Source organism: Mesorhizobium sp. M0815 (assembly GCF_040319995.1).
Taxonomy (GTDB): Bacteria; Pseudomonadota; Alphaproteobacteria; order Rhizobiales; family Rhizobiaceae; genus Mesorhizobium.
Window position 1 is genome coordinate 130,603 of sequence record NZ_JAMYOU010000012.1, and the last position, 18,197, is coordinate 148,799.

20 protein-coding genes are annotated in these 18,197 nt (G+C 63.2%); 10 read left to right on the forward strand and 10 right to left on the reverse strand.

Features of this window, described 5'->3' with window-relative positions:
- The first annotated feature begins 82 nt into the window (after nucleotides 1-82).
- Nucleotides 83-1,102 (forward strand): zinc-dependent alcohol dehydrogenase family protein, encoded by a 1,020-nt coding sequence (locus tag NKI01_RS15780; RefSeq protein WP_352592476.1) that lies wholly within the window; start codon nucleotides 83-85, stop codon nucleotides 1,100-1,102.
- A 47-nt stretch (nucleotides 1,103-1,149) separates the two neighbouring features.
- Here the strand turns inward: NKI01_RS15780 and NKI01_RS15785 are convergent, their stop codons facing one another.
- Entirely contained in the window at nucleotides 1,150-1,857 is a 708-nt protein-coding gene (locus NKI01_RS15785) for an LssY C-terminal domain-containing protein (RefSeq protein ID WP_352963829.1), read from the reverse strand.
- Between the two features lie 123 nt (nucleotides 1,858-1,980).
- On the opposite strand from NKI01_RS15785, the gene NKI01_RS15790 reads away from it, so the two are divergent.
- A complete protein-coding gene (locus NKI01_RS15790) occupies nucleotides 1,981-2,178 on the forward strand; it encodes a hypothetical protein (protein WP_352963831.1) in 198 nt (65 codons plus the stop codon).
- On the forward strand, nucleotides 2,178-2,699 hold the full coding sequence (locus tag NKI01_RS15795; RefSeq protein ID WP_352963864.1) for a gamma-glutamylcyclotransferase: 522 nt from the start codon (nucleotides 2,178-2,180) through the stop codon (nucleotides 2,697-2,699). Before NKI01_RS15790 ends, NKI01_RS15795 begins: the two co-directional genes overlap by 1 nt.
- Nucleotides 2,700-2,756: 57 nt before the next feature.
- Here NKI01_RS15795 and NKI01_RS15800 read toward each other — a convergent pair whose 3' ends face one another.
- The 3 genes from NKI01_RS15800 to NKI01_RS15810 all read right to left on the reverse strand — a co-directional run bounded on the left by NKI01_RS15800 (nucleotide 2,757) and on the right by NKI01_RS15810 (nucleotide 5,198).
- Nucleotides 2,757-3,554 (reverse strand): extensin-like domain-containing protein, encoded by a 798-nt coding sequence (locus NKI01_RS15800; protein ID WP_352963833.1) that lies wholly within the window; start codon nucleotides 3,552-3,554, stop codon nucleotides 2,757-2,759.
- Between the two features lie 170 nt (nucleotides 3,555-3,724).
- Entirely contained in the window at nucleotides 3,725-4,696 is a 972-nt protein-coding gene (locus tag NKI01_RS15805; protein ID WP_352483137.1) for an extensin-like domain-containing protein, read from the reverse strand.
- A 76-nt stretch (nucleotides 4,697-4,772) separates the two neighbouring features.
- Nucleotides 4,773-5,198, reverse strand: a complete 426-nt coding sequence (locus NKI01_RS15810) for a DUF3775 domain-containing protein (protein WP_023719115.1) — start codon at nucleotides 5,196-5,198, stop codon at nucleotides 4,773-4,775.
- 237 nt (nucleotides 5,199-5,435) lie between these two features.
- Here NKI01_RS15810 and NKI01_RS15815 point away from each other — a divergent pair, with 237 nt between their 5' ends.
- Nucleotides 5,436-5,993: a tetratricopeptide repeat protein gene (locus NKI01_RS15815; protein ID WP_023719114.1), complete on the forward strand. Its 558-nt coding sequence runs from the start codon at nucleotides 5,436-5,438 to the stop codon at nucleotides 5,991-5,993.
- 327 nt (nucleotides 5,994-6,320) lie between these two features.
- Nucleotides 6,321-6,794, forward strand: a complete 474-nt coding sequence (gene greA / locus NKI01_RS15820; protein ID WP_023719113.1) for a transcription elongation factor GreA — start codon at nucleotides 6,321-6,323, stop codon at nucleotides 6,792-6,794.
- A 139-nt stretch (nucleotides 6,795-6,933) separates the two neighbouring features.
- Here the strand turns inward: greA and waaC are convergent, their stop codons facing one another.
- The 3 genes from waaC to rfaD are packed head-to-tail and all read right to left on the reverse strand — an operon-like array spanning nucleotide 6,934 to nucleotide 9,832.
- Nucleotides 6,934-7,905 carry a lipopolysaccharide heptosyltransferase I gene (gene waaC, locus NKI01_RS15825; protein ID WP_352963835.1) on the reverse strand — a complete coding sequence of 324 codons (972 nt, stop codon included), beginning with the start codon at nucleotides 7,903-7,905 and terminating at the stop codon, nucleotides 6,934-6,936.
- Nucleotides 7,902-8,909 carry a lipopolysaccharide heptosyltransferase II gene (waaF, locus tag NKI01_RS15830; RefSeq protein WP_352963836.1) on the reverse strand — a complete coding sequence of 336 codons (1,008 nt, stop codon included), beginning with the start codon at nucleotides 8,907-8,909 and terminating at the stop codon, nucleotides 7,902-7,904. The genes waaC and waaF overlap by 4 nt, the downstream gene beginning before the upstream one ends.
- Nucleotides 8,882-9,832: an ADP-glyceromanno-heptose 6-epimerase gene (rfaD, locus tag NKI01_RS15835; RefSeq protein WP_352963838.1), complete on the reverse strand. Its 951-nt coding sequence runs from the start codon at nucleotides 9,830-9,832 to the stop codon at nucleotides 8,882-8,884. Before rfaD ends, waaF begins: the two co-directional genes overlap by 28 nt.
- Nucleotides 9,833-10,006: 174 nt before the next feature.
- Here rfaD and NKI01_RS15840 point away from each other — a divergent pair, with 174 nt between their 5' ends.
- The 3 genes from NKI01_RS15840 (at nucleotide 10,007) to NKI01_RS15850 (ending at nucleotide 12,840) form a co-directional block, all read left to right on the forward strand.
- Nucleotides 10,007-10,639, forward strand: a complete 633-nt coding sequence (locus NKI01_RS15840) for a LysE family translocator (RefSeq protein ID WP_023719109.1) — start codon at nucleotides 10,007-10,009, stop codon at nucleotides 10,637-10,639.
- Nucleotides 10,640-10,778: 139 nt separating this feature from the next.
- Nucleotides 10,779-12,257 carry a D-glycero-beta-D-manno-heptose-7-phosphate kinase gene (gene rfaE1 / locus NKI01_RS15845; RefSeq protein ID WP_352963839.1) on the forward strand — a complete coding sequence of 493 codons (1,479 nt, stop codon included), beginning with the start codon at nucleotides 10,779-10,781 and terminating at the stop codon, nucleotides 12,255-12,257.
- A 7-nt stretch (nucleotides 12,258-12,264) separates the two neighbouring features.
- Nucleotides 12,265-12,840: a D-sedoheptulose-7-phosphate isomerase gene (locus NKI01_RS15850; RefSeq protein WP_352791417.1), complete on the forward strand. Its 576-nt coding sequence runs from the start codon at nucleotides 12,265-12,267 to the stop codon at nucleotides 12,838-12,840.
- A gap of 517 nt (nucleotides 12,841-13,357) precedes the next feature.
- Here the strand turns inward: NKI01_RS15850 and NKI01_RS15855 are convergent.
- Both NKI01_RS15855 and NKI01_RS15860 read right to left on the reverse strand, forming a co-directional pair.
- Nucleotides 13,358-14,254, reverse strand: coding sequence for a DMT family transporter (locus NKI01_RS15855; protein ID WP_352494919.1), 897 nt, complete (start codon nucleotides 14,252-14,254; stop codon nucleotides 13,358-13,360).
- Between the two features lie 210 nt (nucleotides 14,255-14,464).
- Nucleotides 14,465-14,941, reverse strand: a complete 477-nt coding sequence (locus NKI01_RS15860; protein ID WP_352494920.1) for an Lrp/AsnC family transcriptional regulator — start codon at nucleotides 14,939-14,941, stop codon at nucleotides 14,465-14,467.
- Between the two features lie 268 nt (nucleotides 14,942-15,209).
- On the opposite strand from NKI01_RS15860, the gene trxB reads away from it, so the two are divergent.
- Both trxB and NKI01_RS15870 read left to right on the forward strand, forming a co-directional pair.
- On the forward strand, nucleotides 15,210-16,184 hold the full coding sequence (gene trxB / locus NKI01_RS15865) for a thioredoxin-disulfide reductase (protein ID WP_352963840.1): 975 nt from the start codon (nucleotides 15,210-15,212) through the stop codon (nucleotides 16,182-16,184).
- Between the two features lie 97 nt (nucleotides 16,185-16,281).
- Nucleotides 16,282-17,178, forward strand: coding sequence for a LysR family transcriptional regulator (locus NKI01_RS15870; RefSeq protein ID WP_023719100.1), 897 nt, complete (start codon nucleotides 16,282-16,284; stop codon nucleotides 17,176-17,178).
- Between the two features lie 138 nt (nucleotides 17,179-17,316).
- Here the strand turns inward: NKI01_RS15870 and NKI01_RS15875 are convergent, their stop codons facing one another.
- Complete coding sequence (locus NKI01_RS15875) at nucleotides 17,317-17,814, reverse strand: methyltransferase family protein (RefSeq protein ID WP_352963842.1); 498 nt, start codon at nucleotides 17,812-17,814, stop codon at nucleotides 17,317-17,319.
- Between the last annotated feature and the right edge of the window lie 383 nt (nucleotides 17,815-18,197).

Consider the following 18,197-nt stretch of genomic DNA (forward strand, 5'->3'; position numbering starts at 1 on the left):
AACATGCCACATAGAAGCTCTTTTCTCCATAGTGAAACGGCGTAAATGTCCGCGCAGCCATCAACCGCGGAGCGCGAACCAAATGAGCACCGAAAACAAATCCTGGCAGATGAACGGTTTCGGTCTGTCCAGGCTGAAGCCGGCTGAGGGCAAGCTGCCCCAACCCGGGCGGCATGACCTGCTGGTGCGCGTCACAGCGGTATCGCTGAATTACAAGGACAGGATGATCGTCGATGGCGTGCTGATACCGGACCTCAGCTTTCCGTTCGTGCCGACATCGGACGCGGTTGGCGAGGTGGTGGCGATCGGCGGCAAAGTCAGCCGCTTCGGCATCGGGCAGCGCGTGCTCGGCCAGGTCATCGCCGACTGGCCGGACGGCGACGCGCCGCCCGTGCTGCACAAGCATACGCTGGGTTCGTCACTGCCCGGCACGCTGTCCGAGCATGTGCTGTTTCATGAGGATGCCGCCGTGGCGGCGCCGCCGTCGCTCAGCGACATCGAGGCATCGACGCTGCCGATCGCGGCGCTGACGGCCTGGTTCGCGCTGGTCGAGGCGGCCAAGCCGATCCCGGGCGAAACCGTTCTCATCCAGGGCACTGGCGGCGTGTCGCTGTTTGCGCTGCAATTTGCCGCCGCCTTAGGCCTGCGCGCCATCGTCACCTCGAGCTGCGACGAGAAGCTCGAGCGGGCGAAGGCGCTCGGCGCCTGGAAGGGAATCAATTATCGCAGCCAGCCGGCATGGGACGAGGCGGCGCGCAAGCTGACAAACGGCGCCGGCGTCAGGCATGTGCTGGAAATGGTCGGCGGCGACAATGCGCGGCGCTCGCTCAATGCGCTGGGCGCCGACGGCAGGCTGTCGCTCATCGGCCTTCTCGGCAGCATGGAGCTTAGTTTCCCGATCATTCCGTTCCTGCGCAACCGGATCGTCGTACAGGGCATATCGATCGGCCATCGCCGCGCTTTCGAGCGGATGAACCAGGCGATCGAGACGCTTGCGATCAAGCCGGTGATCGACAAGGTGTTTGGCTTCGACGAGGTGCCGCAGGCATTTGAGCGATTGGAGACGGGACCGTTCGGCAAGATCGTGATCGCCGTGCCCTGAACCCCGTCGGCACGAAAATGGCTGTCAGACGGGAAGGCTGATGGCGCCTACGGCAGTTGCAGCAGCACGCCGACAATGGCCTTGCCGTCGGTGAAATAGGGATCGCCTTCGCCGTTGCGCCCGGCCTTTGTGGCGCCGACGCCTGGTATCTGGCTGGTCGAGATCAGTATGCCGGCAGCGGCGAGGTCGCGCATCAACTCGTCGCGCTCGGCGTCGATGTCGGGGCCGATGTGATGGGTGATCGCGCCGGTATCGTGGCTGAGGCCAACGCCGCGATCGAAGCTTGCCGAGCCCAGCCAAAGCGGCCGGCCGTCGTCGCCGGTCGCATCGGTCTGCCAGAAGCGGACGTGGTGGCGCCGGTCGGCGCTGGCGCCGACCGGTTTTTCGAAGGCGAGGTCCTGGGCGCGGCCTTCGAACAACAGCCGGCTGACCGGCGCGTCGGGATAGGGGCGGTTAAACAGTACGCTTTCGCCGATCTCGATCGCGGTCTTCAGCGTGATCGCGTCTGCCGTATCCCAGCCGGCGACGGCAAAAGCATGGACAAGCTCCTTCTTGGTGCCGACCAGGCCGACATTGATCGGATCGCCCGGAATGCCTTGCGGCGTGTGCGTCACCATCTCGAATTGCTGATTGCGAAAATTGCGGTCCCGCAACGTCCAGAACTCAGGCGCGGCGAAATAGGCGAGCGAAAGATAAGCGGCACAGCATGCCACCAGCCAGGTCGTTGCACGTCGTCGAAGGCTTCGTTGGCTCATGCATTGGCGCTCAAACTGGCAGGCCCGTCACGCCGGAAATCCTTGGCAAGCGACGCGCAGCCGGTCTATCGTCATATTTTAGCATGAAATGGCGTAGAACCGGCTAGCACGAATGAGGGCGTGATGAAGGGCAAACCGGCGCGCGGCACTGCCATGGCGTTGACCGCCGACCTTGTCGCGCCGGTCGAACGTGTCGAGCCCGACCCCGGCCCCGAGCCCGGGACGACAGAACACACCGACGCGGAGTTCGATGGTCTTGTCGAGCAGCTGCTGCTGGAATACCGGCCCGAAGTGCTCTGGGTCTTTGCTACGGCTCGCTGATCTGGAATCCCGAATTCGACTATGTCGAGCGGCGCCCGGCTACGGCGCCGGGATGGCACCGCTCGTTCTGCCTGAAGCTGACCCGCTGGCGCGGAACCCGTGATGTTCCGGCCTTGATGTTGGCTTTGGACCGGGGCGGCAGTTGCAAAGGCGTTGTCTACAGACTTCCGGCAGAAGATCATTTTGGGCAACTCGGTCGGCTGATGCGACGGGAGATCGACGCCAACCCGCCTACCAACGTGCCGCGCTGGATCTGGGTCGAGACCAGCGACGGTCCGCTACGCGCCCTGGCCTTCGTCGCGGCGCCCGACGGCAAGGCTTATGCCGGGCGGCTGCCGCTCGATCAGGTGGCACAGACATTGGCGCGCGCAGCCGGACATTGGGGTTCGTCCGCCCAGTATCTGTTCCGCACCGTCAGCATGCTCGAGGAAAGCGGAATCCGCGACAGAAACTTGTGGCACGTCCAGGATCTGGTGGCGCAGCACATCAAGGCTTCCACTGGCGGCACGCAACGCAGCTGATCCGGGCGCTCTCGCACGTATGCTTGTCCCATTTATTTCATGTGAAAACCGGAACGGTCAGCGGCAGGCGCGGTAGCCGTTCTTGCGGTTCTTGATGTCGAAATGGAAATGGTTGCGGTGATCGTAATTGTAGCCGGGGCCGAGCACGGTGGTGAAGTACTGGCAGCCGTCGGCGCGCACATTGTTGAGGAAGCCGCGTGCGCGGAAGGCGAACAGGCCGGGCTTGCGGACGTCGATGTCGTCGCCATTGTTGAGCTCGATGCTCATCACGTCGAGCGCATTGCCCTTGCCGTGTTCCGACAAAACACCTTCGCCGGCAATCCTGCGGCAGGAATAGCTCGAGCCCTGGTGAATGGTCTTAACGCCTGAAAAATAGCGCCAGCGGGCCGACGGGACGAGTTCGTTCCTGGTCCAGCCGGCAAAGGTGGCGGCCATGTCGCAGGTCAGCGTCGCGGCCGGCTTCATCTCGACGCTGCCGATGGCCGAGACCTTGACCGGATAGTCGATGCCGCACTGGCCTTCGTGGATCGGCGCAACGTCGGTGTAGATGACGCCGAGGCGCTTCAGTTCCTTGCGGCAATCGATCTCTGCGGCCGGCATCTGTTCGGCCGGCGACATCGGGTTGTCCAAGCGCGGATAGGCGGCCGTCAAATAGGGGTTGGACGGGACGAGGCGCTGCATGCCGGAATATTCCGGGCCGGAATCTTGGGGGCCGGAATCTTGCGGGTCGGAATTGGGCGGAACGGCAGCGGTCTGGCTGCCGACATCGACGGCCGGCTGCAGCGACAATACGCTGCCGGTGTTGCAGGCGGAGATCGCCGCAATGGCAAGCATGGCGGCAAGCCTGCCGGCCATGCGCGCGCGTCCTGTGCCGCGCAGCGGCAAGCGCAGCGCCAAATAGCCCGGCCATCGGAAGGGTCCCTGTCCCTGGATGGCACAGACTCTAAACCTGAAGTGTAAAGGAAAAATCAGCGGCGCCGTTCACGCCTGCGGCCAAATTGCGGCGCCACTGTCGGCGCCCGGCGTCATTGGCAAAACGTGCCGCCATTGCGGCGCGGTTCGAGGTCGAAGTGGAGATGCAGGGAATGATCGGCGTCGCTGCCCGGGCCAAGCACGGTCTTGAACGGCCCGCAGGCGGCCTTGCGCACTGCATCCAGGAATTCCGCGTCCTTCTGCGGCGGCGTTGGACCGACATCGATCTCTTTCCCGTCGGAAAGCGTGAAGCTGGCGATGTCGAGGGCGTTGCCGAAGGCGTGCTCCGACAGTTTGCCGCCGGCGTGGCGCGGCCGGCAGACGAAGGCGGAGGCCTGGCCGATCGATTTGATATCCGTGCCGAACTCGGCCTTTGCGGCAGGCTGGATGACCGAAGCAGCAAAGCGGGCGGCCGCTTCCGCCATCTGGCAATTGAGCTCGGTTTCGGGACCGATGGCGATGGATTTGCCGAGCGTTTTCAGCACGACCGGGTAAGGGATCGAGCAACCGACCGCCGTATCATGCTCGGGCTTGCGCTCCTCGAAATCGACGCCCATGGACTTCAGCCGCCTGCGGCAGGCCAATTCTTCGGCCGGCATTTCCTTCCCGGCAATGGCGGCCGAGCGAGGATCTGGAAGGATTTCTTGCTCCGTCTTTTTGTCTGCCTCGGCCGGGTTTGGTGGCGCGGCCGGTGGGCTTGCCGGCGGCTCAGCCTGCGCCGGCTTTTCAGGAGGCTGTGGTGCAATCGCCGGCGGCTCCGGCTGCTGGGTCTTGGGCTGGCCATTTTGGGGCTGCCCGTTTTGCGGCTGCTCGTTTTGGGGCGGCTCAGCCTCCGGGGCATCCGCCGGGCGCGGTTCGGGGACCGGGATGTCGGCTGGCGACGGCGGAGTGGCTTCCTGGTTGAACTGCGGAACCGGTGCAGTTTGCGGCAGTTCGGGCGCCTTGGCCAGAGCGGGTCCCGTCAGCGACGTAGCCGTAACGGCCAGGAGCAATCTACCCAATCTGAAAAAGCCAAACGCCGCCATTACTTCGCAACGGCCAGAATGCAGGGAAGTTGCCTTGGGCGAGGGGGGCCGGCGATCACAATCGGTAACCGCGCAGTCACGCGCCGATCGCTTCCAGGCCCTCCTCGAGCCAGTCCGCCAGCAGCGGCATGCCGAGCAGGTACTTTGCCGTGCGCTTGTTGGCGCGCTCGCGGGCGGCGGTCAGCGCGTCCGTCCATTCCGTCGCGTCATAGTCGCCGCGGCCGACCCAGGCCAACGCAATCAGTTCGGCCGCTTCGTCGACATTGAGGTCGTCGATCAGTTCGCGCAGTTCCTCCTCGGTGAGATTTTCGGAGCTTTCCTCGGCAAGGCCGTCGTGATGGTGGTTGTCGTGCGCGTTGCCGTCGAGCTCTACCTCGTGCTCGGCGCCGTCGGCATAGTCTTCGTTGACGGCGGCGCTGAGCGCCTTCGCCTTCAGGATGAACAGGCGCACGGTGTCGGGACCGATCGAAAGCTCCCAGTCTCGTTCAACGCGTTGCTGCACCGGCCGTCTCCCTGCTTCGTGCTCGGTCGGCCCGATGATAGCGGATTTGCAGCGCTCGTCACGTTCTCTTGCGCGTCGGCGTTGATCGTGAACCATGATTTCCGATGCCCTCTGTTCCAGGGATAAGATGGCCTTGCTGGGAGAGATCGCGGTTTTGAGATAGAATGGCATTTTCCGGGGACGAAACGGCTTCGGCCCGGCGTTAGTGTTGCATTGTCAGGTTCTAAGGAGAGTTCGATGCGCAGACGATTGCTGATTTGTGCCATGGCCATGGCCGCCCTGCCGCTGATTGCGGCTCCGGCGTTTTCGGCTGGTGAAGGCGGGGGAGGTGGTGGCGGCGGCGGCGGCAATGGCGGCGGCGGCCAGAGCCAGTGCAAGAAGGGGGAGGCCTGGGACAAGAAGCAGAAGAAATGTGTCTCGCCGAAGCAAGGTATGCTGGACGACGACAGCATCTATGATGCCGGTCGCGCGCTGGCGATGGATGGACGCTATGACGAGGCGATCGCCGTGCTCAGCCTCGCCGCCAACAAGCAGGACCCGCGCATCCTCAACTATCTCGGCTATTCGCACCGCCATTCCGGCCGCATCACCGTCGGCCTCGGCTATTACGAGGAAGCGCTGCGCATCGACCCCAATTACACGCTGGTGCGCGAATATCTCGGCGAGGCGCACCTGCAGATCGGCGATCTTGCCGGCGCCCAGGAACAGCTCCGCGAAATCGAGAAGCGCACGGGCAAGGGATCTCGCGAATACGGCATGCTGTCGGAGCAGATCGATCATTTCATGAGGAGCTGATCCTCCGGAACGCTCGTCATAACCGGCTGTGAGCGATCGCAGCCGGTTTTTTTCTGTGCTGCGCACGTTTGGCACAACCGGGATTTGGCATCACAGTACACACGATGCGATCTTGGAAACCCGCTTGACGTCGGGTCAGCCGCGCAATTGGTGGATGATTTTTCAAAAACCGACTTTTTGGACGTGAAAAACCCGCGAAGATTGCTATATCTTGCGAAATTGTGGTGAGACGGTTCCGTTAGCCCGAGGCTGCCGGACCGTTTTCTTTTTGTACCATCGACAAGGTCGCTCCCGATTGCGGGGGCGGCGGCAGGAAAGGTCAGGCATATGAACAAGGTCCCGATGACAGGCGAGGGGTTCGCGTCATTGAAGGAAGAACTGCGCTGGCGCCAGCAACAGGAGCGGCCGCGTATCATCGAGGCGATCTCCGAAGCGCGCTCGCATGGCGACCTCTCCGAAAATGCCGAATATCACGCGGCAAAAGAGGCGCAGAGCCTCAATGAGGGCCGGGTCAACGAACTCGAGGATCTGATCGCGCGGGCCGAGGTGATCGACGTCACCAAGCTCAGCGGCGACAAGGTCAAGTTCGGCGCCACCGTGGTGCTGGTCGACGAGGATACCGAGGAGAAAAAGACCTACCAGATCGTCGGCGACCAGGAGGCGGACGTGAAGTCCGGCCGCATCTCGATCTCCTCGCCGATCGCGCGTGCCCTGATCGGCAAGGAAGTCGGCGACGCCATCGAGGTCAACGCACCGGGCGGCGCCAGGGGCTACGAGATCGTCCAGGTGCAGTTCATCTAGGACCTTTTGATAATTCTACTCTGGCGGCCAACTAGCGCGGTTTTCTGCGCTTCCGGTGCTCACGTACTTTAAAATACGCTCCGCTCCGGTTCTCGAAAACCACGCTATTCGACTCGCCAGAGCGAATTCTGAAAAGGTCCTATGCAGCGCCTTGTAATTTAAGCGCCAGCAATCTCTCGGCTTCCGCCATCACCTCCGGCGGCGTGATGCTGCGGCCGGGTCTGGCCAGCAGCGTCGATGAGAATGGGCCGCGCGGGCCGGTCAGGCCGGGCTCGGTGGCGAGGAATACCGCCACCGTCGGCACGCCGAAGGCGCTGGCGAGATGGGTCAGGCCGGTGTCGGCGCCGATCACTAGCGCTGAGCCGCCGATGACAGCGGCGATCTCGGCAAGCGGCGACCTGGGAACCACCACGGTTTGCGAAACGGCGCCGGCGATCGCCTCGGCAACTGCCTTTTCCCGGTCGTTCGACCAGGTGGTGACCGGCGCTATTCCCTTGTCCGCCAGCAGGCGGGCGGTTTCGATCCAGTCCGCGACCGGCCATTTCTTGTCCTCGCGGCTGGTGCCGTGCAGCAGGAAGGCGGTCTTTTCACCGGCAAAAGTCGATCTTCCGGCCGGCACGATGCCCGATTCCAGCCGGGAAAAATCCGGCTCGTAACCGAGCGCCAGGCCGAACAGGCGTCTCGTGCGCTCGATGGCATGCAGGTCGCGCGGCACGGCGTAGCGATGGCCATAGAATAAACTCGCCGAAGGCTCGCGGGCGCTCAAGCGGTCGAACCCAGCGATCGGTGCTGCCGCCAGCCGCGCCACCAGCGCCGATTTCAGCAGGCCTTGCGCATCGAGAACGAGGTCGTAGCGGCAATCGCGCAAGGCGCTGCGCAAGCCGACCACTTCCCGCCATGTGCCGGGCTCGAGCAGCTTCCTGCGCCAGCGCCGGATCGCCACGCTGTGGGTGGTTTGGATGGCTGGATGCAGCGCCACGATGCCGGCAAAGGCCTCTTCGACGCACCAGTCGAACGACAGGCCGGGCCGGGCGCGACGCGCGTCCTCGACTGCCGGAAAGGTGTGGATGACGTCGCCCATCGACGACGTCTTGACGATCAGCACCTTCATGCGGCGGCCGGCATTTCCAGCAGCCGCTCCGCCGCCACCACGACGCGTTCGACGTCCAGCGTCTTCAGGCAGTTGAGATGACCGAGTGGGCAGGTCTTCCTGTGGCACGGCGAACAGGACAGGCCGAGCCAGACCAGTTCGCGACGCTCTGCGAGCGGCGGCGTGTTCTGCGGCGAGGTCGAGCCGTAGACGGCGACAACCGGCGTGCCGACCGCGGCGGCGACATGCATCAGCCCGCTGTCGTTGGAGACGGCGAGCCTCGCCGCGGCGATCAGGTCGATGGCATCCTCCAGCCGCGTCTGGCCGGCGAGATCGACGGCGCCCGGCGCAAGCGCGGCGATTTCAGCCGTCACCTCGGCGTCGTTCTTCGATCCGAACAGCGCGACGCCAAGCCCCTTCGCCATCATCTCGCGGGCGAGGCCGGCATAGTGTTCGCTCGGCCAGCGCTTGGCCGGGCCGAATTCGGCGCCGGGCATAAGTGCCACGAATTTCCTCGCCGTCAGCCCGAAACGGCCGAGCAGTGCCGCCTGGTTATCCTGATCGACGGCAAGCTTGGGAGCCCGGAAGCCGCCGCCCTGGGCAAGGCCGAAATAGGCCTGCGCGGTGCGCCGTTTCAGGCGATCGGGCAAGGGCACGATGTCGGTCAGCAGCCCATAGCGCATTTCCTTGAGATGGCCGACGCGGCGCGGAATGCCGGCAAAGAACGGGATCAGCGCCGATTTCCAGCTGCCCGGCAGGATATAGGCCATGTCGTAGCGGCCGCGCAGCAGGCGGCCGAAGCGCCTGCGGACGCGGAATTCGAACGCGCCGGATTTCAGCGGCAGATCGATCTGCTGGCGTATTTCGGGCATGCGCTTGACCAGGGGGGCTGCCCAGGCCGGCGCCAGCACGTCGATGGCGGCGTTCGGATGAAGCTCCCTCAGCGCCTGGAACAGGCACTGCGCCATCACCATGTCGCCCACCCAGCGTGGGCCGATCACGAGGATCGTTGGGCTTTCAGCCATTCGACATAGTCTCTGACGCCGGTTTCCACTGTGCGGAACTGGCCATTGTAACCGGCTGCGCGCAAGCGGGACATATCAGCTTGCGTAAAGCTCTGGTAGCTGCCCTTGAGGTGGTCGGGAAATTCGATGAATTCGATCTGGCCTTGGCCGAGCGTATCGATCACCGTTTCGGCAATGGCGCGGAACGGCTGGGCCTTGCCGGTGCCGCAGTTGAAGATGCCGCTCGAGCCGCGTTTCCACAGCCACAGATTGACGTCGGCGACATCGCCGACATGGATGAAATCGCGGCTCTGCTCGCCGGGCCCGAAACCGTCATAGGCGCCGAACAGCTTGGGGTTTTCGCCGCGTTCGACCTGGTTGAACAAATGGAAGGCGACCGAGGCCATGGCGCCTTTATGCGCCTCGCGCGGTCCGTAGACGTTGAAATAACGCAGGCCCGCCACCGGCGAATGGTCGGTATCGAACACGGTGCGGCGGACATAGTCGTCGAACAGCTTTTTCGAATAGGCATAGACGTTGAGCGGCCGTTCGTATTGCGGATCCTCGCGGAACTTGGCGCTGCCGCCATAGACCGAAGCGGACGAGGCATAGAGGAAGGGTACGCGCAGGGCCAGGCAGGCGTGCAGCAAGTGCTTCGAATAGGTGTAGTTGACCTCCATCATGAACTTGCCGTTCCATTCGGTGGTGGTCGAGCAGGCACCCTGGTGGAAGACGGCCTCGATGCGGCCGAGGTCCCCGGCTTCCATCCGCGCCAGGAAATCGTCCTTGTCGAGATAATCGGCGATCTCGAGATCGGCGAGATTGGCGATCTTGTGGCCGTCGGTGAGGTCGTCGACGACGAGGATGTCGCTGAAACCGTCGGCGTTGAGCGCGGCGACGATGTTGGAACCGATCATGCCGGCGCCGCCCGTGACGATGATCATGAAAGCCTCTGGTACCTTGTGTCGGTTGTAGCCTTGTGGGATTCTGGCCTTATAGGGGAGCCGGGCCGGGCTGTCGACAAAGCAGGTGGCGGGCGGCAGGATGAGCGTCATAGTGGCGCCGCAAAGGTCTCGTTTCGGTCGGCCTGCCGGCCGACCGGCGACAGGAGCAAGGTAATGCCGTCAACCGAACTGCTTGTCGCCTTTTTCGCCACCACGGCGATCTTCGCCTATATCCCCGGTCCGGCGATGCTCTATGCCGCCGCGCAAACCATGGCGCGCGGCCGCTGGTCCGGCCTGATGGCGGCGCTCGGCATCCATCTCGGCGGCTATGTCCATGTCTTCGCCGCCGCTGTCGGCCTGTCGGTGCTTTTCCATGCCGTGCCGGTGCTTTACATGGCGGTCAAGCTGGTCGGTGCACTGTATCTGATCTGGCTCGGTGTTTCGCTGTTTCGCGCCAAGGCCCAAGGCGATGCGGTTTTGCCGGGAATTCAGCCGAAATCCGCCCGCCGCGCCTTTTTCGAGAGCGTTGCCGTCGAGGTGCTCAATCCCAAGACGGCGATTTTCTTCATGGCGTTCCTGCCGCAATTCATCGATGCCTCGGCAGGGTTTCCGGTCTGGCTGCAGTTCGTCGTGCTTGGAACGATCGTCAATTTGATGTTCTCGTCGGCCGACATTGTTTGCGTGATGCTGGCCGGCGCGGTGACCGCCAGGCTGCGGCGCTCGAGCCGGGCGCAACGACTGATGCGGCGCGCCGGCGGTGCGGTGCTCGTCGGGCTGGGCGTGCATGTCGCGTTGCAGAAAAGCTGACGCACCGTCGCGCTGCCGCGATCGGTCGAAGGCCTGCCGTTGCGTTGGCTGGAATTGCGGTATATCGGCATCGCCATGAACGGCCGGCCCTGCCAATCGAATTTCCCTGTCACTGAAATCGGCTCTCCCGCGCGTTGACATGATCAAGCTGCCTTCACCCGAACCTCTTCACCGCGCCATCTCGCGCTTCGGCAGCGCCACCGTGCTGGTGGTCGGCGATTTCATCCTCGACCGTTTCGTCAATGGCGTAATCGAGCGCATTTCGCCGGAAGCGCCGATCCCCGTGCTGCACGGGCGCGGCGAAACGCTGGCGATGGGTGGCGCCGGCAATGTCGTCGCCAATATCGTTTCGCTCGGCGCCGCCGCCATACCGGTCTCAGTGATCGGTGCTGACGAGGCCGGCAAGAACCTCATGCGCATGCTCGACGAGTTTGGCGTCGACACCGGCGGGCTGGCGCAGGATGCCGATCGCATGACGTCGTCGAAAAGCCGCTTCAGCGCGCTCAACCAGCAGGTGCTGCGTTTCGACGAAGAGGAAATCAAGCCGCTGGGCGATGCCGAGCGGGCGATGATGGTCGGGCATTTCCGCGACGCGCTGGTCGGCGCCGACATCGTCATCCTGTCCGACTATGGCAAGGGCGTGCTGCTCGACGGCGTCGCCGGCGAGCTGATCTCGATCTGTCGGGAAGCGGGCAAGCCGGTGCTGGTCGATCCGAAGGGCAGCGACTATGCGCGTTATGCCGGCGCGACGGCAATCACGCCCAACCGTAAGGAGCTCGGCGAGGCGGTCGGCCGCGCGGTGTTCGCCGACGACGAGATCGAGGCGGCGGCGCGCCAGCTGATTGCGGCGCACGGTTTCGATTTCGTCGTCGCGACGCGCAGCGAAAAGGGCATGAGCGTCATCGGTGCGGACGACGCCCGGCATATCGCCACGCAGGCGCGCGAAGTGTTCGACGTTTCAGGCGCCGGCGACACGGTGATCGCGACGTTTGCACTGGCGCTTGCTGCAGGGGCGGATCGCGTCATGGCCGGATCGATCGCCAACGCCGCCGGCGGCGTTGTCGTCGGCAAGCGCGGCACGGCGCGGCTGACGATCGAGGAACTCACCGGCGCGCTGTTTCGCTCGCATGGTCCGGTTGCCCACAAGGATGCCATCCTCAATGCCGCCGCCGCCGCGCGGCTGGTGGCGGGCTGGAAGGACGAGGGCTTGAGCGTGGGCTTCACCAATGGCTGTTTCGATATCCTGCATGCCGGCCATGTCAGTCTGTTGCACGCGGCGCGCAGCCTGTGCGACCGGCTGGTGCTCGGCCTCAACAGCGATGCCTCGGTGCGCCGGCTGAAAGGGCCGGGGCGCCCGGTCAACGACCAGCATGACCGGGCCTGCGTGCTGGCAGCACTTGCCTCCGTCGACGCTGTCGTCATCTTCGAGGAGGATACGCCGCTTTCGCTGATCGAGGCGCTGAGCCCCGACATACTGGTCAAGGGCGCCGACTATACGGTCGATCAGGTGGTTGGCGCCGATGTCGTGCAGAAGGCCGGCGGGCGCGTCGTGCTGGTCGATCTCGTTGCCGGCAAGAGCACGACCGGCACCATCGGCAGATTGCGCGCCGGGAACTGAGGATTTCATGTCCGAACTGAACGATTACCTGGCCCGCTCGGCGGCCGCGATTTTGGCGATGGTCGAGCGCGACCTGACCAGCGAGATGGAGCGGGCGGTCAGCGCCGTCGTCGCCGCGCTTTCGCAGGGCAAGGCGTTGCTGATCGCCGGTAATGGCGGCTCGGCCAGCGATGCCATCCACATTGCCGGCGAGCTGGTCGGCCGCTTCCTCAGGGAGCGCAAGGCCTACAACGTCATCGCGCTGCCCGCCAATGCGGCGGTGCTGACAGCCTGGGGGAACGACTACGGCTTCGACACGGTGTTTGCGCGCCAGGTCGAGGCGCATGGCTCGGCGGGCGCCGTGCTGCTCGCCATCTCGACCAGCGGCAATTCGCCAAGCATTCTCGCCGCCGCCCAGCAGGCGCGCATGATGGGCATGACGGTCATCAGCCTGACCGGCGACACCGGCGGCAAGCTGAAGCCGCTATCCGACATCCTGCTCAACGTACCCTCGACCTCGACGCCGATCATCCAGCAGGGGCATTTGTGCCTCTACCACCATCTCTGCGAAATGGTCGAAACGCGCCTCTGCGACGCGGGGTGATTGGGTATTCGATTAGGCGCCAGCGCTGAAGCTGCCGATCTCCCCCCTTGTGGGGGAGATGCCCGGCAGGGCAGAGGGGGGCGCTGTCCCGCCGACCTGTCGATGGATTTTCAATCATGCCCTCAGACATGTTATCGGCTGGTCGCAGGTGAACGAGGTTGGCGTTCCTTCACGCCCGCTCTGTCCTGCCGGACATCTCCCCCACGAGGGGGGAGATTGGATGTAGCCTCGGTTTTCGCCAATCTTCAACGCTGAAGACAATTTTGTTCTTGCTTTGTGCCGGCAGCTATGCTACTAATTTGGGTATGGTGATGATTTCCACCAACGACCCGCCCGCCGAGGCGGGTTTTTTGTTTCCGGGTTTTTGTTTCGCAGGCGCTTTGCCTGGTCTCTCAAGCTGAAAGTGCCACCAGCCCTTTGTCCTTGACCCGGCGGATGGTCAGCGCGGTTCGCACCGTATCGACCGAGGCGCTTGGGTCAGAGCACAATTAGTTGGCTTCTGCCAATGTCGCGAAGTTTAGGATTTTTGCGTCATCCAGCGGCGAAAAAGCCGGCCATCTATGATGAGCAGGCTTGCAATGATCGATGTCATCCCCGCGAACTCGAACGGCTCCAGCCTTTCCCCGAGAAACACTGTGCCAAGCAGGATCGCGCTGGCAGGCACCAGAAGCGTCACGAGGGAAGCGTTTGTCGCTCCGGCCGAGGCGATCAGGTTGAAATAGAGGATGAATGCCAGCGCCGTCGTGAAGACCGCAAGAACAGCCACTGCCGCCCATATGGGGACGCTTGACGTCACGATCGCCGCCGGACTGTAGAGAAGGAAAACGATCGGTAACATGACTATGGTGGAGGCAGTGAGTTGGCCGGTCGCCACCACCGATGGCTTCATGTTCTTGAACCGCTTGGCGTAGACGACGCCGAAGCCGTATGAGATGGCCGCCCCGATCACGGCGAGCTTCGCCCAGGCAGGGCCACCAAGATTGGACAGCAGCCCGGGGCCGATCATGATGGCGGCTCCGGCGATTCCGAGCCCCACTCCCGCAAGCTTGGTTGCCGACAATTTCTCATCCGCCGTCAGCAGGTTTGCAATGAGGATCGTCCACAGAGGTGTTGTTGCGTAGAAGATAGAGGCAAGACCCGCACCAATCTCGGTTTGTCCTGTGAAGATCAGAGAGAACGGAATCACGTTGTTGAGCAAAGCCAGGCACAGGAAGGAGCCGGACCTCGCCAGTGCGGGAGCGAACGAAATGCCACATGTCCTCAGCCATAAATGCAGAACCAAGGCGGCGATCGACACCCGATAAAGGACAAGGGCCAGTGGCGGAATCTCGGCTACCGCGATACGCGCGAAGAAGAAGGTGCCGCCCCACAGAAAACCCAGAAGCAGCAACTGCCCCCAGTCGCTTGCCGACATTGAGCGTGTCGGTGCTGTCGTGCTCAACGCTTCGCCTGTCTAATTTCGGAGTGTAAGTGCAGACGATAATACGAATTAAACTGGCGATTATATTGGAAGTTTTGCCTGAATCGACGAGATTTATTAGAATATTAATATTGGAATTAATATTCTAAAGTGTTTTAGAATTCCTATTGTCGAATATCAAAGCTTCCGTTGCTGCGGTCCGGATCAGGCGTGGAACGCCACTAGCCCTTCATCCTTGACCCGGCGGATGGTCAGCGCGGTTCGCACCGTATCGACATTGGCTGCCGAGGCCAGTTCCTCGATGACAAAGGTCTGGAAGGTGCCGAGGTCGCTCGCCACGCAATGCAGCAGGAAGTCGGACTCGCCCGACACCATCCAGGCATCGCGCACGATCGGCCAGCCGCGGGTGCGCTCGGCGAAGGTCTTGAGCTCGGCGTCGGCCTGGTGATGCAGGCCGATCAGGCAGAAGGCGACGACGTCAAGGCCGAGCGCCGGCGCGTTGAGCAAGGCGCGGTAGCCGCGGATGATGCCGGCTTCTTCCAGCCGCCTGACGCGGCGCAGGCATGGCGGCGCCGAAATGCCGACGCGGCTCGACAGTTCGACATTGGTCATGCGCCCGTCCTGCTGAAGCTCGCGCAGGATCTTCCAGTCGATGGCATCGAGATCGGCCTTGATCGGCATGGCGGCTTCCGTGCGGGCTTCCGTGGTGACGCGAAAGAATCTTTCGCGACTTTGTAGTTAAACGACTTTGCTGTCTATTCCATCCGGTGGATCGAGGATTTTCGCATCATCTTGCTACCGGTTGCTTGTCGCCGTCGCCGGTGCGGAAGCTTTCCGGGGACGAACGGCAACTTGCCTTGCTGGCGTCGCAGGCAACACTTACATTACGCGCAACAATCGACGAGAGTTCATGCCACAATCCATGGCTGCTCCCCCGCAGAGGCTTTTCATGATCACCAAGCACGCGCCTGTTCTCATCATCGGCTCCGGCCCTGCCGGCTATACGGCGGCGATCTATGCCGCCCGCGCCATGCTCAAGCCAATGCTGGTCGCCGGCCTGCAGCAGGGCGGGCAACTGATGATCACCACCGATGTCGAAAACTATCCGGGCTTCGCCGACCCGATCCAGGGCCCATGGCTGATGAGCGAAATGCTCAAGCAGGCCGAGCATGTCGGCACCGACATCGTCAACGACATCATCACCGAGGTCGACCTCAATGTGCGGCCGTTCCGCGCCAAGGGCGATTCCGGTACGACCTATACCGCCGACGCGCTGATCATCGCCACCGGCGCGCAGGCGAAGTGGCTGGGCATCCCGAGCGAACACACCTTCATGGGGTTTGGCGTCTCGGCCTGCGCCACCTGCGACGGCTTCTTCTATCGCGGCAAGGATGTCGCGGTGATCGGCGGCGGCAATTCGGCGGTGGAGGAAGCGCTCTATCTCTCCAACCTGGCCAAGAGCGTCACCGTCATCCACAGGCGCAGCGATTTCCGCGCCGAGCGCATCCTGCGCGAGCGGCTGCTGCAGAAGGACAATGTCCGCGTCATCTGGGATACGGTCGTCGACGAGATCACCGGCCGGCCCGGCAAGGCGCCGATGCCGCCTTCGCTCGAAGGGCTGAAGCTGCGCAATGTGGTGACCGGGCAGGAGATGCATCTCGTGGTCGACGGCGTGTTTGTGGCGATCGGCCACGCACCGGCGGTCGAGCTGTTTGCCGGCAAGCTGAAGCAGAAGCCGAACGGTTATCTGTGGACGGCACCGGATTCGACCCGCACCGACATGCCGGGCGTGTTCGCCGCCGGCGACGTGACCGACGATATCTACCGCCAGGCGGTGACGGCGGCCGGGCTTGGCTGCATGGCCGCGCTCGAGGCGGAAAAATATCTGGCGGGGATCGAGGTTCACCGCGAAGCGGCGGAGTGATTGTTGAATAAGCGGCTGAGAAAAGCCGCGCAAAAGCCTGATTTTTCATTCAGACGCCAAAACAGGCGGACGCCAGAAAACAGGACGAGGGGAAATCATGGCGTTGGATTGGGACAAGCTACGCGTGTTTCACGCCGCAGCAGAAGCGGGGTCGTTCACCCATGCCGCGGAAACACTGCATTTGTCGCAATCGGCGATCTCGCGGCAGGTCAGCGCGCTCGAGCATGACGTCGGCGTGCCGCTGTTCAATCGCCACGCCCGCGGCCTGGTTCTGACCGAACAGGGCGAGATGCTGTTCCGCACGGCGCACGACGTGCTGATGAAGCTCGAAACCATCAAGTCGCGGCTGACCGAGACCAAGGACCGGCCCTCCGGCGTGCTCAGGGTGACGACCACGGTCGGCCTCGGCGCCGGCTGGCTGACCGAGCGCGTGCAGGAATTCATCGAGCTCTATCCCGAGGTCAGCCTGCAGCTTATCCTCGCCAATGAGGAGCTCGACCTCACAATGCGCCAGGCCGATTGCGCCATCCGGCTGCGCCAGCCGCAGCAGCCCGACCTCATCCAGCGCCGCCTGTTCACCGTGCATTTCCATCTCTACGCGGCGCCCTCCTATGTGAACAAATACGGCAAGCCGAATTCGATCGCCGAGCTGAAGGCCCATCGCATCGTCACCTTCGGCGTGCCGGTGCCGGCGCATTTGTCGGAACTGAACTGGCTGGAAACGGTCGGCGATTTCGAAGGCGGGCAAAGGGTGCCGACGCTGCAGATCAATGACATCCTGTCGATCAAACGGGCGGTGCAGGGCGGCGCCGGCATCGCCATGCTGCCGGATTACGTGGTCAGCAAGGATTCCGGGCTGGTGCAGTTGCTGCCCGAGACCGAGGTGCCGTCCTTCGACACCTATTTCGCCTATCCCGACGCGATGAAGAACCAGGCGAAGCTGCATGTCTTCCGCGATTTCATCATCGCCAAGGCGCGCAGCTGGTCGTTTTAGTTTCTAGTGCAGCTCGTCGACTTTTCCGAGCAGCGCCGGCGATTGGCGAAAGCTTCGGTGAAAGCGTCATTCTCCCCGTATAGTGACGGGGAGAAGGGGGCCGTATCGCCGGTTTCGCTAATTGTCGGCGTCCAGAAATTACCCGCGCCAAGGCGTCAGGCGGGGCAGCCAGCCTGGTACGGCACGGCGGTAGGCCTCATATTCGTCACCGTAGCGGCGGGCAAGCGTCGGTTCCTCGTATAGTCTCACGAAGGAGATCATGGCGGCCGCGGCGATGACTAGATAGGCGGCGACCGTCCAGCTCGAAAACAGCAATGCCTGGCCGAGGACGATCGACAGCACGGCGACGTACATCGGATTGCGGACGTGGCGGTAGATGCCGCCGACGACCAGCCTCTCGGTCGGCGCGACCGGGGCGGGCGTACCCAGGCCCTCCAGGGCAAACCGGGCAAAGGCGTGCAGCAGTATGGCTGTGCCGGCGACAACCAGCAGCCAGCCCACAGGAACGAAACCGGGCAGTCTCGACCAGGGCAGGCGATAGCGATCGGTCAGCAGCCAAGGCAACAGTCCGGCGACCACGCCGGGCGCGACAGCGAGGAAGATGACGCTGCCGGCGATCGCCGAAGTGGGCCGCATGGAGGTCTCCTTACGGGCGCGGCCTTGAACGGTCTCCCGCAACGCGCTTCAGGTCTTGTCCGGCATGTAACCCAAGCCGCCGCACCTCAGGTCAAGCTCGATGGCGGGCTTTTGGGCGACATGCACCCAGCAAGGTCTGGCTGCCGAAAAAACAAACGCGTGCTGCACGATTCCACGTCATCCTGCGTTTTTCGATTTTCCGAGCAGGAATCGCTGCTGATTCGCGGCCGTGGATCGATTTTTGCCTTGCCGCAGGCTGTATTTCAGCGATTCAACTGGTCCTATTGCGCTTCGGGACGGATTAGACCACAGCCGGCGCCTTTTTGCATGTGAGTGTTGCAAAATAGATGCTTGTTTCTTGGGCATGAAGAGCACATATATAG

What these genes read in the sequence shown, in the direction of transcription:
- NKI01_RS15780 (WP_352592476.1), top strand. Translation starts at nt 83, where the DNA reads ATGAGCACCGAAAACAAATCCTGGCAGATGAACGGTTTCGGTCTGTCC.
- NKI01_RS15785 (WP_352963829.1), bottom strand. Translation starts at nt 1,857, where the DNA reads ATGAGCCAACGAAGCCTTCGACGACGTGCAACGACCTGGCTGGTGGCA.
- NKI01_RS15790 (WP_352963831.1), top strand. Translation starts at nt 1,981, where the DNA reads ATGAAGGGCAAACCGGCGCGCGGCACTGCCATGGCGTTGACCGCCGAC.
- NKI01_RS15800 (WP_352963833.1), bottom strand. Translation starts at nt 3,554, where the DNA reads ATGGCCGGCAGGCTTGCCGCCATGCTTGCCATTGCGGCGATCTCCGCC.
- NKI01_RS15805 (WP_352483137.1), bottom strand. Translation starts at nt 4,696, where the DNA reads ATGGCGGCGTTTGGCTTTTTCAGATTGGGTAGATTGCTCCTGGCCGTT.
- NKI01_RS15815 (WP_023719114.1), top strand. Translation starts at nt 5,436, where the DNA reads ATGCGCAGACGATTGCTGATTTGTGCCATGGCCATGGCCGCCCTGCCG.
- greA (WP_023719113.1), top strand. Translation starts at nt 6,321, where the DNA reads ATGAACAAGGTCCCGATGACAGGCGAGGGGTTCGCGTCATTGAAGGAA.
- waaC (WP_352963835.1), bottom strand. Translation starts at nt 7,905, where the DNA reads ATGAAGGTGCTGATCGTCAAGACGTCGTCGATGGGCGACGTCATCCAC.
- waaF (WP_352963836.1), bottom strand. Translation starts at nt 8,909, where the DNA reads ATGGCTGAAAGCCCAACGATCCTCGTGATCGGCCCACGCTGGGTGGGC.
- rfaD (WP_352963838.1), bottom strand. Translation starts at nt 9,832, where the DNA reads ATGATCATCGTCACGGGCGGCGCCGGCATGATCGGTTCCAACATCGTC.
- NKI01_RS15840 (WP_023719109.1), top strand. Translation starts at nt 10,007, where the DNA reads ATGCCGTCAACCGAACTGCTTGTCGCCTTTTTCGCCACCACGGCGATC.
- rfaE1 (WP_352963839.1), top strand. Translation starts at nt 10,779, where the DNA reads ATGATCAAGCTGCCTTCACCCGAACCTCTTCACCGCGCCATCTCGCGC.
- NKI01_RS15850 (WP_352791417.1), top strand. Translation starts at nt 12,265, where the DNA reads ATGTCCGAACTGAACGATTACCTGGCCCGCTCGGCGGCCGCGATTTTG.
- NKI01_RS15855 (WP_352494919.1), bottom strand. Translation starts at nt 14,254, where the DNA reads ATGTCGGCAAGCGACTGGGGGCAGTTGCTGCTTCTGGGTTTTCTGTGG.
- NKI01_RS15860 (WP_352494920.1), bottom strand. Translation starts at nt 14,941, where the DNA reads ATGCCGATCAAGGCCGATCTCGATGCCATCGACTGGAAGATCCTGCGC.
- trxB (WP_352963840.1), top strand. Translation starts at nt 15,210, where the DNA reads ATGATCACCAAGCACGCGCCTGTTCTCATCATCGGCTCCGGCCCTGCC.
- NKI01_RS15870 (WP_023719100.1), top strand. Translation starts at nt 16,282, where the DNA reads ATGGCGTTGGATTGGGACAAGCTACGCGTGTTTCACGCCGCAGCAGAA.
- NKI01_RS15875 (WP_352963842.1), bottom strand. Translation starts at nt 17,814, where the DNA reads ATGCGGCCCACTTCGGCGATCGCCGGCAGCGTCATCTTCCTCGCTGTC.